A 13810-nucleotide genomic window follows, 5' to 3' on the forward strand; every position below is an offset into this window, starting at 1 on the left:
TTAACTATAGCCAAGTCGGTTTATTCTGGAGCGCTCTCCGCCCCTTTTTCGATATACTGACGGCTTGCTCTAAAGCGTCGGGTAAGTCATCATGTGAACCCGATCCATACATTTCGAATTGTTCCAAGAGTAGCGCGTGTCTCCTCGAAAATTGAATCGCGCCACTTTCGATATCCGGTATCATCGCCTCGATCCGGAGTTCTTTCCGCGACCGTTGATATATCGCCTTAACACGTCTTTGCGCGGGATACCTTACGGCTGCCAACGCTTGTTTAAGCTTATCAACGAAGAATTCCTGCGCCGCCTGCGCCTCTGCAGCGATACCGGCCGGCTGAAACTTGAGGACGCGCGATACAATTTCACGTAGGAATACATCAGGATGAACGCGCTCCCCATACGCATCTATAACGTAGATTGCGCCGGAAGCACGGTGTCGCGCTACGGTCACGATCGCGCTGTAATCCCCGCGCGTCTTCCCCATCGCGAAGTCAACACCCATGAAAACGTCATACTCGGGATTTATTCGCGGGTAACAATCCAAAACTCCGGACAACTTACCATCCCAATACGTAAACGTCTCTGGATTGAAAATCATCGATTCTTCGTCGAGCGGATTGTTCATATACTCCGTATTGAATGCTTTCGAACCGTTATCCCATTTCCACGCCATCAACTTCCACAACGGCTGTGCATCCGGCCAAAGTACGATCGCGCCCCGTTCCATTTCCGCCCGGTTAAGCTCGTACAAGGCCTGCGCCTCTTCCGCACGCTTCGGATTATCGCGATCAACATAAACGAGTCGACAAGCTTCCCACAAATCCATGCGCTCCGGCCACGAAATAATCGCGCGATAGACTCGGCTCTTAAAGTCCGACCGTTTATGAAGAACGTTGATGAGGAGCGCTTCGTGATGGACCGTTGTTCCCATATAAACGAATGCCGTCCGCTTCCCTTTTGGGTCCCCCAACGGTACGACCGTTTGCGCGAACCAGTCGCGCATCTTCTGACGGAGCTCCGACGTGGCCGCGTTCGACTTTATGTCCTCGAGATCGTCGCATACGATGAGGTCCGGCCGCACGCCGTTCCAGTTACGTCCGCGGAGTGCTTGTCCGGTTGACGCCGCCTCTACCTTCGCGATAAGACGGGGGACTCCGTTCTCGCGCGGCTCCCACGCAATGAACTCCGTCGTGTTATCCTTCGGGTTCTCTTGCTGCTTCGGCGATAATAACGGACCGAAATCGCGGCGCAGCTTCTCGTTGTGTTTCAATTGCATCGATATCCAATCGAGGTTACCGGAAGATACCGCCGGCGTTTCCGATATGATGATCTCGTATTTACGCTTCCGATAAACGATCTCGCGTAACGGAAACGCCTTCGACAAGTACGTTGATTTCGCATGTGACCGCGGCGCCGCGACTGCAACCTTCGCGTTTACCTCTACGTTTGACACTTCGTCCATAATGTCGGAGATTTCGCGGTGAAAAGCGGGCGCCTCCGCTATATCCTCGATATCAAAGCCGTCCCAATTGCCGGCGTTTCCGGGGTTCTTCGCTTCCGAAAAGTATTCGAGCGCAAACGCGATGAGATCCGTTTCGCCGGCGTGTATCCGTTCGAGACGTTCGAGCTCGTTGATACTGCGCTCAATTTCCGCAGCATCTTCGGCCCCCACCGCGTCCCAATCGAATGAATCGGCGCGAATCGTATCGTAAAGGTCACGTAAAGGAACGATAATATCCGCGCGAGATTCGCGATCTTTCCAAGCTCCGTTAATCCACGCGATATGTACCGTCTCCTCTCCGTGAAATTACCGTGAAATACGAGCGCTAGGCGTCCGTTAGGGTGAAACTACCGGGCAACGCAAAGAACCGTAATATCACGGGGAAACTACGGTAAGGTTACGGTGTAGATGATTCCGACAATTAACGCGATTGGAACGGAAAAGACCGTAATTATTCCGGCCCATAAGATAAATGCGACTAAACGCCATTCGGACGGTGTTCCCATCGAATACGCCTCCGTAAAAGTCAAAGATAAAAAATGATACGCGGATTTGTCCACAACCTAAAAAAGCCCTCCGAAGGGGGTGCCTTGGGGGTCGCGCACTTTAGCGCGTTAAAGCGTTGTACATCCGCGTAAAATACGGATTTTATACGGTAGTCTGCGCATACACCGATATCCCCGAGATCGTATACGGGAGTAAGCGAGTCAGGCGTTTCAATCACGTACTATATACCGATCGGCTTCCGTATATTACCGTTAATCCACCGATATACAGTGTTTATGCACGATTTATGCGCCCGAATTGCGTTAAATTCGAAAGTTTCCGTAGGGTCACGCGCCGGGAGATCCGTGCAGGATATTCGGGCGTTAGTGCAGCGGAGTGCACCGTAATCCGCCATATCGCTTCATCTAATAGGCGGAAATACCGCGCTATTCACGTTAAGCTCTTTGCGCAAGTATCCGCGCCTTCAACGCCTCTACGTCCACCGTCTCCGATACCTTCGCGTCTATCTCTACTTTATCCGTGAGCATGCCGTTAACCTGCAGTAGTAACTTCGCAGCCGCCGCGTTATGGTCGTTAATAACCGCATCCGTTAAACTCGCCATTACCTCCGGAATACGTGCGGTAGTCTGCCGTACGATCTCCTTCTTTAGCTCGCGGTCGAATAACGGTTCCTTTAGCCAATCGTAGATCGAACGCTTTGTAACTCCGCATTCCGCCGCGATCTCTTCCATCGTTTTTCCTCCGCGTTTAGGAAGCGCTAGCCACCGTATCGCAATCGCATGATGTGTCTCTATACGTTGCATAATCGTTACCACCTCCGCTTAACTACGTTCATTCTTCGTAACCATATACGTACTGCTCGTGTGGAATGTGGACATTCCCGGTGAGCCTAAGTGCCTACCGCGTCATAACCGAGGCTTGCGCCTCGTTCCTTGCTGTGACCGGCCAAGAGCGGGCCGTCCACGACAATGTTATAACCGCGTCCTCTTTATATACGTTTAGTGCTATCGCGATAAGATAGTTGATACACAAGGGACGCGCTTTCTGTCCCGAAGTGTCGGGGCGCCTTTCCCCGAATTTACGATTAACTACGTTTCCTGACGTAATCCCTCACGTAAAGAATCGCGTTCATTTATTCCCGTATGCTACGCAAGATAAGAGAAGCGCCGACCCTAAAACGCCGCTATCCCACGTAGCTCTAAGCACGAACGCACTTTTGAACTGTGCAGTATTTGCACCACTTACCCGCCTAACTATGCAGTATTTGCACCACTTTTTCCGGCGACTCCGCAAATGTTCGTTCGTGTAAGCGGAAATCAGCGCTCAATGTCTGCGCATATTCGTCGCGATATTTCTTCCGGTACATGACGTCCGGGTTAACTTTAATCGTAAATGTATCGTACGCGCCCGATACCATGACGAAGCCGTAGCGTGATAACTCCCGTAAGTAGGTCATAACATGCGCGTGGTCTTCACCGATTAGCCGCGCTAGACCGCGTATAGTTAGCGCCTTAACGAGGTCGATTGAACGCTCGTCCGGATTCTCGCATAAGTAGTAATATTCGTAGCTGAAATACGGAAGCATCTTGTATAAAAGTCCGGCCGCCGATATCGATACGTTACCCAACCGTTCGCGCGCCGCTGTCTGATATAGCTTCGTATAGCGCTGCGCCTGGTTAACGTAGCCTATCGTATGGTACTCGCTGCTAATCGAATATACATCGCGCCGCGACTCCTTCTCCGTTATGAGAACGCCGCTCTCTCGTAGCTGGCGGACGATCTCTTTCGATGCGCGCGGTTTCTTTCCGATGGCCGACGCAACCTCATCAATTCCCATGCGCTTACTGCCGCGTATAAGAACGCCGCGATGTTCATATGACATATATGGCAGGAGCTTAAGTAGCGCGCCTAAAACGTGCAGAGGAGCACGGGCAGAAACGCTCTTTATCGGTTCGTGGTAGCTGTTAACGTAACGCGTATTGCCGCCGGTCTTTATCGCGGCTTCCCGTTTATAATACGCTTGTGCTGCCTCACGTTGCGCGCGGTCAATTACGTCATACTCCGTTTCGTCGACGAGGGTTAACGTGCGGCCGGCGTCTTCGTCGAAATATGTTTGGATGCCGAGTTTATCACTCATGCCACAAACCAAGCCGCCTAAAGCGCCTCTCTATCTCCGAATAAAGACGTCTAAACCTGTTATATTTAGATGTCGTATCTCCGGTACCGTCCCCACTCGCTATACCACCTCTTCTGCGGTATACAGCCGACCGAAGACGTAATTTTCTTAATCTTCGTTCTTGTATTCTAATCTCACGGATTAGGTACAATTCTTCTCCTAAGTCCGGTTCACCGTCATCGCCATACCTAACAAGATTTTCATAAAGACTCTCGCAAAGTTCTTGAAGAATGTCAGTTACTTCGTCTATCATAATTTCTGTATACATTAACTCATCTTCCGCATGTCTAACAAACTCGGAGTATACAGCTTTGCCGATGTTCAACTCCGGCATTAATTCATTTATTAGGTGCGTCTCAAGAATATCGGCTGTCGATGAGTCGCTTGTAAGATACACACGGCATAACGCTGCTTCTCGGAGATCCTTACCGCCTCTACCTCCGGCATGTTGCGAAAGCCTCATCGATAAGTCCTTAGACATTCCCACGTATATCGCTTCTTCATTAGCCCTGTAAAAAACATAAACCCCCGGCCGTCTCTTTAACTCTTGTCTTACTTTGCTAAAGTCGACCCAATTAAAAACCTTCTCACGAGCCTTAAGAGAAATATCAAGTATCAAATTTATACCCCCGAGTATAGTTTTCCGATAGATAATCTCCCGAGGCAGGTGGTTCGGAGTACCATTTTTCGCGCGGCCACGCTATCCCCGGAATCAAAAAAGACCCACCCTAAATCGATGGGGCCTCAATACGTATAGCCGTGAGATTGCGCTAAATATACGGTAGCAGCAAAAAATAAATCAGGATATTTTGGAAGGATTTAGTATTGGAGTGTCGAATAAAAGGACTTTATGCCTAATCAAATTTTATCGGAGGTTGTATTTTGGAGGATCATTTAGAGCGCCCACATGAGTATCCGAACCACCGACAGCCTTTCCGTCCTCATTCATCTATAGCCATCTCTCTAGCAATAGTGTCCCTCTGTTTTGTAATTTTTCTGTATCTTGATAGAATCAAGTTGGAAAAAGAGGTCGCACAATTGAGCGAGTTTGTTGAATCAACGAAAAAAGACGTCATTTTTACTAAAAAGTACAGAGAAGCCCTCTTGTACTTTTCAAAATTGTCATGGTTGCAATTTATACAGCACTCAGCGGAGGGCGGTCTTGTACAAACTGATGACTTTATCGTAGAAAAACTACACCTACTACTTAATCCTGAAGATGAAAAATTTGAGGTCATAATAGACTTAAAACCAACGCCGCAGATGAGCGCCCACTACAAAGGCCGCGGCGTCTTTGACCTACCGGATAATGAGATGCGCATTAAAAGTAAAGAAATTATCGCAATGACTAAAGAGTTTTATAAGAGGGCTAGTGTTGGGTTTCAATCTCCGAAGTGGGACGACAAGAGCATCTCGCTAATTATAGAGGGATATCTTAATATCGGGGAGATGAAGAACGGGAAATTTAAGCTAGAAGGAGAAAAATGAACGAAGAGCCCGTCATAATCGGCGGGCTTCTCTAACTGGGGGCTGCCGAAATGATTCCACTCGTTACCACGCGCCAATTTTACCGGGCCGCGGCTATGCGTAAGCCGATTTACGTCACCTATGACGATGAATTAATCGGACCCAGCACGATCGAGGAGTTACGGACTATCACGTAAAATTCCATAACGGTGAATACTTCGTCCGGTCGCAATGTGACTTTTACGTTAAACAAGCGCCGAAGCTCTGATAATATCCGCCATCTTAAACCGGTCTGACTCGACGGTAAATGTGCGCGTATACGGATCGACGCGCTCAACGACGCCGACGACTACGCACTCCTCGTACGGATCGTATAGGCGGAATTCTGCGGCCGTTTGCAGGCCGAGCGATTCCATGAGTACGCGCATGATTTCTTCTCGTTCCCGCGCATTGAGCTCCGGCCGTTCACCGTTCAACTTATTCATCATACCGCCTGCACCGCCAATATCCGGTCAACGACAAGCGTACGGAAGCCGCGCTTACTGACGTCGTACACGCGTGCTTTTCCGTTGTGAATCGCGAACAGGTTTACGCGGCGCTGCGAAAATTTCCCGTTGGTGTCCACGTAAATTAGATCAACCGTGCGGCCGACGCATTTATTGATTGTTGCGTTACTCATACGATACCCCTCCGTTATAGGAACGTTTGTTCTTATTATAACGGGAATGTGCGTTCTATTTCAAGGGTCAAATTACGAAATCTACAAATTCCGGAGTCCGCAGCATACCCGCGCGAGTCCAATTACGGAAACGTACTCGAACATTTATACGCGGCTCAACGTAAACAAAGTCGTGATCCTCTCCCGTAACCAGTCCTTTCGCGACGCCGTAAAATGCCGCTCTATGTGCGGAGGGAACCGCGAACTCTAGGATTCCAACGTTCCTATCGCGATGCCGCAGCAACCATCCGAATTGATCTTTTCGGTATCCTGCGATTCTAACCTCGGCGTACGTATAGTTGATAATTTTCAGCCAATTCTCGCTTTTTCCACCGACGTAGCGGCTCAATTTTTTCTTCGCGACAATTCCTTCGAGTTTCTTTTCCTCAATCGCCCGGAACATCGCTTTGCCCGCGCCTTCAACGTTTATAATAAGACTGAAATTCTTATTTTCAGCGAGCACTTGAAAAAGCACCGCTTTCCGCTCCATAAGCGTCAGACCACGCAGATCCTTGCCTTTATATCGTAGGATATCGAACGCGAAGAAGATAACGGGCTGTCGGTTGGTAGCCGCCTGAATCGTCATTGGCTTCCGCATCTTAAAACGCTTCTGAATCAACTCGAAATCGATCGATCCAGTTTCCGGATTTATACACGCGACCTCACCGTCCAAGACTACGTCAGAATTATCCTCGATCGGTACGTTATGCAACTCCGGGTATTGTCGAGTGACTTCGTTATTGTGGCGCGTATAGAGACGGACAACTCCGTATTCGATCGAAAGTACCATACGGTGTCCGTCAATCTTTGGCTCAAATATATAACGCGCATCATCGAACGGCTTCTCCCGTTTTTCAAGTAGCATCGGCGCTAAAAACATACCGCACACCTTCCGTATATCAGCGTTGATATACCGATTGTAGCACTCTGGAAAGCGAAGGGGTTCCGGTAAGTTTATGCAATTTTGTGGAAAACTAGGGAGGAGTCATAAATTTATTTTATTCGTATCTTGATTATGCGCACTCAGCCGCATATAATGTGAGAACAAACGTTCCTGTACGGAGGAGAAAAACTCATGAAGGTTGAGACTCAATTTACACAAGAGGAGATTATTTTGATCCGGGATTTCGTAATTCTGTCCCGCATGGCGGCGTTGGCCGTCCGCAGCAAAGAAGAAGTCGAACAATCGCGCAACACGTTTCGGGATCTTATCAGCCGGTTTCTAGACGTGTTCCTAAATGCGGTCAAAACGGATTTAACGGAAACAAAAATCGCTATGAGTCGTGCGAATATTAACGTACTGGAGGAAAGTAATGACGAGGTTGCTTTCTACGTTAGACTTCGACGCCGTGGATACGAGGAGCGCTTCGGATTATTACGTGAAGATGCGCGTTCGGAAATAGGCGTTAGGTTAAAGAGATACGGGCGTCAGCTAGTAAACCCGAAGCCGGAACCGTTATCGTCGGATGTACAATCCGCTCAGCCACTCGTACATTAAAACGGAATTCCGCGACAGGACGCGCTCGGCGTCCGTGTTTCGTCCGCTTCCGTAACGGACTCATCAGGCGGTAATTTTAAAACCCGTACTTTCGTTCCATCGCGTAAGCTCGTTTCGTGGCTCGCGCGTCCTCCGTTGCGTCGCCGTCAATACGGTCGCGGTACATAATCCGCGCTATCTCGATCGCCTGCGACTCGTCCACGTTCTCCGGCAACTTTGTCGTATGTCCATCCGTTACGATCACGTACCACATCGCCCATTCATTGCGCTCAAGCTCGCTATTATAACGGCGATCACGTTGGATGATTACGTTGACTTCCGTTTCATCGTCTAGAATCGCCGTCCACCGCGTATCCGGTTGTTCGAAGCCGTAGTCGTACGGCTCATCATCGTCATCGTATCGGTACATGCGTAAGGCCTCCGAAGGGAGCCGTAGCTCCCGCTTATTAAATCATTTTGCGCGCTTCAAGACTCTGTTCCAAATCCTTTAGTTCATCAAATTTCTTTTCATATATTTCGTTGAACCCAACCGCTATAATCGGACTTCGAATTTCCAACGAATAGAATTCTTCGATCGCTTCGACAAGGTTGTTGTACATTGCTACGAACAGTTTTCTATCGTAATCCCCACCTTCGCACTTCTTAAACGTCCTATTAAAGTGGATACTCAAGTGCGAAAGCTTTATTTTTGCACCTTGCGCCATCTCCGTAACCTCCCGTTAATTTTTCCGATTCCTGACCGCCATCACCAACGCAGCCACCGCAACGATCGCCGCCAATCCCGTTATGATCCACGCCGCTATCAACACTCGCGTTCCTCCTTTCGTCTCCGTTGATATATCGCTAACCGTCGAGTATAATATTCGGTAGAAGGCGGCCACTTTCGACCGCCCCGCTTACCTACCGTTTTTCCACCGGATACCCTGCGTCGTGAGCGCTAGGTATCTTTTCTTTTGCGGTTCATCCACGCCGTCACCGCGTTAAGTACCGCGATAGTAAGGTTGATGATTGCCGCAATCAGGAAGAATGTACTCGACATGCTGTGAGCTCCTTTCCGCGACTCGTTTACCGTGCCGCCTTACAACATAATATATCATGACTCTTTTAACGAGTCAAGAACTATTTGACACTTTTTTCGTGTCGAGTTATATTTATTTTGGGAGGTGGCCGAATGAACTTAATCCGCTCAAACTTAAAACCGTTGGCAGACGCTCGCGGCGTATCTATACGAAAAATCGCGCAGGATATCGACTACCGCTTCGAAAGTGTACGAACAATGTACAATGACGAAATGGAACGTTATCCGCGCGATCTATTGGCGAAGCTTTGCGTTTATTTTGGCGTTACCGTGGCGGAGCTCCTTACACTAGTAGACGAGTGACAACACATCCCGCCACTTATCGCCAAGCCCGACGCACGTTACAAACGGCTCCGTCATATGCGTAACAATCCGCCCCGGCGCTATATCCCGCTTATATCGCGCAGCCCTTTCCGTGTTGCGTATTTTTGCGTTTGCATCGACGAAGCGATTTTCGTAGCCCGTCCGTTTCCTGCGTTTCGGTATGCGATAATCCCGGCCGTCCGTGCCGGTTTCTTCCGCAGCCTTAAGCGAAGTTTCACGGTCACGGCGGAGATCCAGTTGGCGGTCGCTGAAGAACGGATAATCTTCGTGGGAGACTTTATACGGATTCGGGTCCGTAATTTCTTCGTTAAGCACAGCGTCCGTTAACCGATCGAGCAACGCGCCATCTAACGGAAGCGAGGCCGGCCGCTCCCCTTTACATCCGCGTTCGACCCACGTATCAATTGCCGCCTGATTAACGTCTGCATGCGCCCTAACGTAATCGTCCGCGATTCGTTCAATGAGCACCATCCGTTTTGTACGATCGTCAGTGTCGTAACCCACGCCACCGTAACCGAATCGTAAAGACTCGTTAGTTTTACGTTGCTTAATCGTAATCTCTAATTCCACAACAAGTCGCGCGAATCTCTCTATATACGTCAAGCAACCGCATCCTCTCTAATCTCCGTTGTAATCTCGCTATACCCCCACCGTTTAAATACCGCTGCGATCCGCTCAAGCGCAATGTCCGCGTACTCGCTTACGTTTTTCTGCGATATCCCCATAATCTGTGCGGCCGTCCCCTGAGTAAAGTCGAGCCCGTATAACCACGCGATGACCTCCGCCTGATTATTCGAAAGCTCGGCGGACTCGATCGCGCTATGCAAATCGATGAGTATGTCGGACGCCGCTGTATCTCCGCGAAAGCGTCGCGAGGCGATCGTATGGCGATCCCGTAATAGCGCCTTGACGCCGGCGACCGTATTAAGCGCGTATGTTTGCGTTAAAGCACGTTCGTCCTTCGCGACATCAATTTTAACGTGCCCCATCCGATAACCTCCCGTCCCATTCGCTAAACGCTGCTTGAGCTTCGGCTATATCGCGGTCACGCTTCGCAACCTCAACGCGTAACTCCGCCTCGTCTATAACAGCTTTGTCATAGTCCGCGATTACTTGCGCCGTTAACGCGATGAAGTCCGGGTTCTTCCAATCGTAGCCGTCATCGCGGTCATAACTACCGTGAAATATGCGCTTGAAGCGGAAGATGCGGCGACCCTTACGCTCAACGTATAATTTAACGTAAGCAACTCGCCCGAACCACGAATCATCATCGTTATTACAATGTATCGTTACCCGAAATTCACGTCCGTCTTCCGTTGTTACCGGAAACTTCTTCACGCCGCCACCTCTGTTATCGTTTCGGTAATTGTTGCGCTGCTTGTCCGCTCCAACTCCGCGTAATGTGACGCGACTATCCGGTCCTGCCAATCGAGGTCGAACGATGATTCAGGCGATCCGCCATCGACCGCTATATCCTCGCCGCGCCCGAGCGTAAGCACGTTCCAATAGGCGTACTCTCCGCGCTTCGTCCGCCATTCTTCGTGCGGAGGAACTCTAACGCTAAACGCGTGAGTCTCACCTTTATGGGGCGCAATCGGGTCGCTATTCTCGCGTATCAACGTATCCGTAAACGCTTCGAGTAACTCGTCAAGCTGCGTCAAGCCGTCGTCCCACTTATCCGTAGACTTACCGTCCTTATCGTAGCCGATGTCCGTGATAACCGCGTGAAGCACCGGCGCTTGTCCTTCGTACCAAAACATAGTCGACTCGGACGGCTCCGATTGCACTACAGTATCGAGTACGAATCGGCCGCCGCCAGCTTGCGTATATTTTACGTGTACTTTACGTGCGTTTGGCGTCACTTTACGCAGAATATGGATGTCCGTTGATATCGTAGTCCCTACGTGTGCGAACGTGGTGCCGGGCAATTCTACGCTCGCTATGTGCCAACACGATTCCCGCGTGAGATCCCGTAGTTTAGCGCCAGCCGATGAAAAACCGATACCTTTCGGAAGCACGAGCGCAATGTATCCGCCGGGTTTGGCCGCCTTTATTGCGAGTTCAATGAACGCAAACTCCGACTTGCCACGAGCTCGTCTGGCCTTCTTCGTCAACGTCACGTAATCGTCCGGGAGCTCCTCCGCAGCAATATCGATGTTCACGCCATACGGAGGATTACCGATGACGAAATCATAGTAGTCGCGGCGATCATGCGTTAATGCGTCGCCCTGGATTACGTTGGCGGCCGAATACAATAGCGAAGCCACTCGCGCCGATGTGACGTCCAATTCCAACGCGGTAACTTCGGCTTCGGCGGGGACGTGTTCGAGAAATACTCCGGACCCGCATGACGGTTCTAGCCACGTTTGGCCGGCGCTAAATCCTCCGGACAAGCCGCGTAATGCCTCAACGATAAACCGCGCTACGTGCGTCGGAGTAAAGAACGCGCCCCCACTGTATGCGTTCGGGATCAGGCCGCCCGCTGACGTATAGTTTTCGCGTAGGAACGATAAGTCGTCCGCCGTGATATCTGCGTCAGCCTTCGCAATAATCGCCATCGAACGAACATTTCCGTCCCAACGTTTGCGATCGGCTTTCCCCATTTACGCCGCACTCCTTTCAGGCGCGTTTAATTGGGCCACCTCGTTAAGTAAGCGGCGGCCTTTTTGCGCGAAAATGATGTTTTCGTATTGACCCGCGTATGCTCTGAATAAATCGCCCATAGACCAATTATTTTTCATCCATATTAGCGAATTTTTTATGCTGAAATGCCGCTCAAGTAACGGTTGATGCTCCGGCACTTTATCCCACCGCGTGAACCAGTAAATGTGAGAGTTCGGCTTCAGAATGCGGTGAATTTCGGCGATCACTTCCGCTAAAAAACCTGCGTTGTCTTTGCCGTCATTCGCGATTCCTTCCGTCGTACTAAGCGACGACACTTTCCGGAAATTACTATGGAAATCGATTCCGTACGGAGAATCGACTATCGCGACGTCAGCGTATTCGTCCGGCAAATCCCGCATCCCCTCGATACAGTCGCGTTGATATATCCGGTTTAATTCGATTTTACATCGCTCCCTCTACATGTTATTCTTGGCATAAAAGCGCCAATTCGCGTTACATATACGTTAAATGATCGGAGTGTTATTAAATGTCCGGAGAAACCGCCCCAAAACGTTATGACATCGTTCCAGTCCCCGTTATGACGTTATTCGTCGCAACAGACGCGCAAAAACGAATAAGCCTGTCCGCCGACGTCATGACGTTATTTAAGCTAGAACCGGGTCACCGCGTCGCGCTCGGTTACGTAGCGGATGAACGCGCGATTGCTATTCGCCAGACGCTACCTGTTGACCTTACGGCCGCCACCGTAGACAAACGCGGTTACTTATCGGCACGGCCGTTCTTCAACAAAACGAGACTAGAGGCGGTCGGACGGCGGTATAACTACGCAACAACACAGGATGATTGGCTCGTGTTCATTGCGGAGGAAGAGGCGCGATAAACAACGATCATCGACGGAAACGGCGCGCTGTTCGTAGCTTCACCGAACTTTAACCGTCCCCTTACGAAGCGAATCTCCGCCTTCCCGTATACATACTCGTGAAACCATCGTGTATCCGTACGCGCGGGAACGAGGCAAACAACCGTTGCTCCGTTACGTGATTCCGCGTATGCCTTCCGCATCCATTCGCCTATTCCGCGCCCATACGGCGGATTCATGAACACAACGTTTCCCGACCAATTCTGCGCGAGGCCGTCGTCTTCCCGCGTGAAGAATCGCTCACACTTCGCATTATCACCGTTTGAGCACGGGTCGAGCGTAAAGTGGAACTCCGCGTTTAATTCGTCGTAGAACGATTGAGGCGTCGCCCATAGGTCCGTCTCTGACGAAAACATTACCGCTGTATTCAACCGTTCACCTCCGCGTTAATCCTCGCCATAATCGCATCAACCTCCGCGTACAAATCCGCCATCGTCCCCGCGTTCTCCACTTCGTAATCGACCGCAAAGCCCGCGATATGACTCTCCGTCTCATGCGCCAAACTCTCCGCCGTAAACGTGTCGCCTGCCTGACGCGCACGTTCGAGACGGATCGCCTCCGGACAGTTGACGCGGATGATGACGTAACCCTCCGCCCGACAGCGTTCGATTTCGTTAGGCTGGCGTAAGTCCGTGATGACGGAGCGGAACGGATGATTAGCCGGATCGTAATCGTGCATAACGTCATATTCACGTTGAATCCACGCGAAACATTTCCGCACCCATATGTCCGGATCACGCGCCCGCATCGTCTGACCGAACCACTGGTATAGCTCGCGTGGCTTCCGGCTGACTCCGTCTACGATACCGCCCACCTCACCGCTAAATAATTCGTGAGCGTACCGTTTCAACTCGTCGCCGAACGCGAACCGTGTGTATCCGTATTGACGTCCGAGATAATCGGCGACTGCGTCCTTACCTGCGCGGAGTTGTCCACAAAGGGCAATCGGAGGCATTGATTTCGGACGCGATTCTTCCGCTAACTTCCGTATCATTGGCGC

General features: G+C 50.5%; 21 protein-coding genes. 5 read left to right on the forward strand and 16 right to left on the reverse strand.

Annotated features, from left to right (window positions below; all coding sequences use genetic code 11):
• Positions 1–4: 4 nt before the first annotated feature.
• The 4 genes from terL to K7P76_RS21220 all read right to left on the reverse strand — a co-directional run bounded on the left by terL (position 5) and on the right by K7P76_RS21220 (position 4800).
• On the reverse strand, positions 5–1669 hold the full coding sequence (gene terL / locus K7P76_RS21205) for a phage terminase large subunit (RefSeq protein ID WP_309244783.1): 1665 nt from the start codon (positions 1667–1669) through the stop codon (positions 5–7).
• A 770-nt stretch (positions 1670–2439) separates the two neighbouring features.
• Entirely contained in the window at positions 2440–2808 is a 369-nt protein-coding gene (locus K7P76_RS21210) for a phBC6A51 family helix-turn-helix protein (RefSeq protein WP_232187315.1), read from the reverse strand.
• A gap of 446 nt (positions 2809–3254) precedes the next feature.
• The gene (locus K7P76_RS21215) at positions 3255–4142 is read right to left on the reverse strand and encodes a hypothetical protein (protein WP_232187316.1); all 888 of its coding nucleotides are present in this window, start codon (positions 4140–4142) and stop codon (positions 3255–3257) included.
• Positions 4135–4800, reverse strand: a complete 666-nt coding sequence (locus K7P76_RS21220) for a GIY-YIG nuclease family protein (RefSeq protein WP_232187317.1) — start codon at positions 4798–4800, stop codon at positions 4135–4137. The genes K7P76_RS21215 and K7P76_RS21220 overlap by 8 nt, the downstream gene beginning before the upstream one ends.
• A gap of 263 nt (positions 4801–5063) precedes the next feature.
• Here K7P76_RS21220 and K7P76_RS21225 point away from each other — a divergent pair, with 263 nt between their 5' ends.
• Both K7P76_RS21225 and K7P76_RS33205 read left to right on the forward strand, forming a co-directional pair.
• Positions 5064–5669, forward strand: a complete 606-nt coding sequence (locus K7P76_RS21225; RefSeq protein ID WP_232187318.1) for a hypothetical protein — start codon at positions 5064–5066, stop codon at positions 5667–5669.
• 50 nt (positions 5670–5719) lie between these two features.
• Positions 5720–5845, forward strand: coding sequence for a hypothetical protein (locus tag K7P76_RS33205; RefSeq protein WP_255678684.1), 126 nt, complete (start codon positions 5720–5722; stop codon positions 5843–5845).
• Positions 5846–5893: 48 nt separating this feature from the next.
• On the opposite strand, the gene K7P76_RS21230 is transcribed toward K7P76_RS33205, so the two are convergent.
• From K7P76_RS21230 to K7P76_RS21240, 3 genes are all read right to left on the reverse strand, one after another.
• A complete protein-coding gene (locus tag K7P76_RS21230; protein ID WP_232187319.1) occupies positions 5894–6136 on the reverse strand; it encodes a YolD-like family protein in 243 nt (80 codons plus the stop codon).
• Positions 6133–6327, reverse strand: coding sequence for a hypothetical protein (locus K7P76_RS21235; RefSeq protein ID WP_232187320.1), 195 nt, complete (start codon positions 6325–6327; stop codon positions 6133–6135). Before K7P76_RS21235 ends, K7P76_RS21230 begins: the two co-directional genes overlap by 4 nt.
• Before the next feature lie 67 nt (positions 6328–6394).
• Positions 6395–7246, reverse strand: a complete 852-nt coding sequence (locus K7P76_RS21240) for an ATP-dependent DNA ligase (protein ID WP_232187321.1) — start codon at positions 7244–7246, stop codon at positions 6395–6397.
• Between the two features lie 195 nt (positions 7247–7441).
• Between K7P76_RS21240 and K7P76_RS21245 the strand changes: the two genes are divergently transcribed.
• Positions 7442–7864 carry a YhjD family protein gene (locus K7P76_RS21245; RefSeq protein ID WP_232187322.1) on the forward strand — a complete coding sequence of 141 codons (423 nt, stop codon included), beginning with the start codon at positions 7442–7444 and terminating at the stop codon, positions 7862–7864.
• Between the two features lie 76 nt (positions 7865–7940).
• Here the strand turns inward: K7P76_RS21245 and K7P76_RS21250 are convergent, their stop codons facing one another.
• Entirely contained in the window at positions 7941–8273 is a 333-nt protein-coding gene (locus K7P76_RS21250; protein WP_232187323.1) for a hypothetical protein, read from the reverse strand.
• 37 nt (positions 8274–8310) lie between these two features.
• Positions 8311–8568 (reverse strand): hypothetical protein, encoded by a 258-nt coding sequence (locus K7P76_RS21255; RefSeq protein WP_232187324.1) that lies wholly within the window; start codon positions 8566–8568, stop codon positions 8311–8313.
• Between the two features lie 467 nt (positions 8569–9035).
• Between K7P76_RS21255 and K7P76_RS21260 the strand changes: the two genes are divergently transcribed.
• Positions 9036–9245, forward strand: coding sequence for a helix-turn-helix domain-containing protein (locus K7P76_RS21260; RefSeq protein ID WP_232187325.1), 210 nt, complete (start codon positions 9036–9038; stop codon positions 9243–9245).
• On the opposite strand, the gene K7P76_RS21265 is transcribed toward K7P76_RS21260, so the two are convergent.
• The 5 genes from K7P76_RS21265 to K7P76_RS21285 are packed head-to-tail and all read right to left on the reverse strand — an operon-like array spanning position 9231 to position 12280.
• A complete protein-coding gene (locus tag K7P76_RS21265; RefSeq protein ID WP_232187326.1) occupies positions 9231–9869 on the reverse strand; it encodes a hypothetical protein in 639 nt (212 codons plus the stop codon). The two genes, K7P76_RS21260 and K7P76_RS21265, sit on opposite strands and share 15 nt — an antisense overlap.
• Complete coding sequence (locus tag K7P76_RS21270; RefSeq protein ID WP_232187327.1) at positions 9866–10255, reverse strand: RNA polymerase subunit sigma; 390 nt, start codon at positions 10253–10255, stop codon at positions 9866–9868. The genes K7P76_RS21265 and K7P76_RS21270 overlap by 4 nt, the downstream gene beginning before the upstream one ends.
• Positions 10242–10604, reverse strand: a complete 363-nt coding sequence (locus K7P76_RS21275; protein WP_232187328.1) for a hypothetical protein — start codon at positions 10602–10604, stop codon at positions 10242–10244. Before K7P76_RS21275 ends, K7P76_RS21270 begins: the two co-directional genes overlap by 14 nt.
• Positions 10601–11869 (reverse strand): HsdM family class I SAM-dependent methyltransferase, encoded by a 1269-nt coding sequence (locus K7P76_RS21280; protein WP_232187329.1) that lies wholly within the window; start codon positions 11867–11869, stop codon positions 10601–10603. The genes K7P76_RS21275 and K7P76_RS21280 overlap by 4 nt, the downstream gene beginning before the upstream one ends.
• Positions 11870–12280 carry a DNA methyltransferase gene (locus tag K7P76_RS21285; RefSeq protein ID WP_232187330.1) on the reverse strand — a complete coding sequence of 137 codons (411 nt, stop codon included), beginning with the start codon at positions 12278–12280 and terminating at the stop codon, positions 11870–11872. It abuts the gene before it with no gap.
• A gap of 137 nt (positions 12281–12417) precedes the next feature.
• Here K7P76_RS21285 and K7P76_RS21290 point away from each other — a divergent pair, with 137 nt between their 5' ends.
• Positions 12418–12771 (forward strand): hypothetical protein, encoded by a 354-nt coding sequence (locus tag K7P76_RS21290; RefSeq protein ID WP_232187331.1) that lies wholly within the window; start codon positions 12418–12420, stop codon positions 12769–12771.
• Here the strand turns inward: K7P76_RS21290 and K7P76_RS21295 are convergent.
• Positions 12714–13181: a DNA N-6-adenine-methyltransferase gene (locus K7P76_RS21295; RefSeq protein WP_232187332.1), complete on the reverse strand. Its 468-nt coding sequence runs from the start codon at positions 13179–13181 to the stop codon at positions 12714–12716. The two genes, K7P76_RS21290 and K7P76_RS21295, sit on opposite strands and share 58 nt — an antisense overlap.
• The gene (locus K7P76_RS21300) at positions 13178–13804 is read right to left on the reverse strand and encodes a nucleoside/nucleotide kinase family protein (RefSeq protein ID WP_232187333.1); all 627 of its coding nucleotides are present in this window, start codon (positions 13802–13804) and stop codon (positions 13178–13180) included. The genes K7P76_RS21295 and K7P76_RS21300 overlap by 4 nt, the downstream gene beginning before the upstream one ends.
• Positions 13805–13810 lie beyond the last annotated feature (6 nt).

This window comes from Cohnella silvisoli (assembly GCF_021190915.1).
In the GTDB taxonomy this organism is placed as follows: Bacteria; Bacillota; Bacilli; order Paenibacillales; family Paenibacillaceae; genus Cohnella; species Cohnella silvisoli.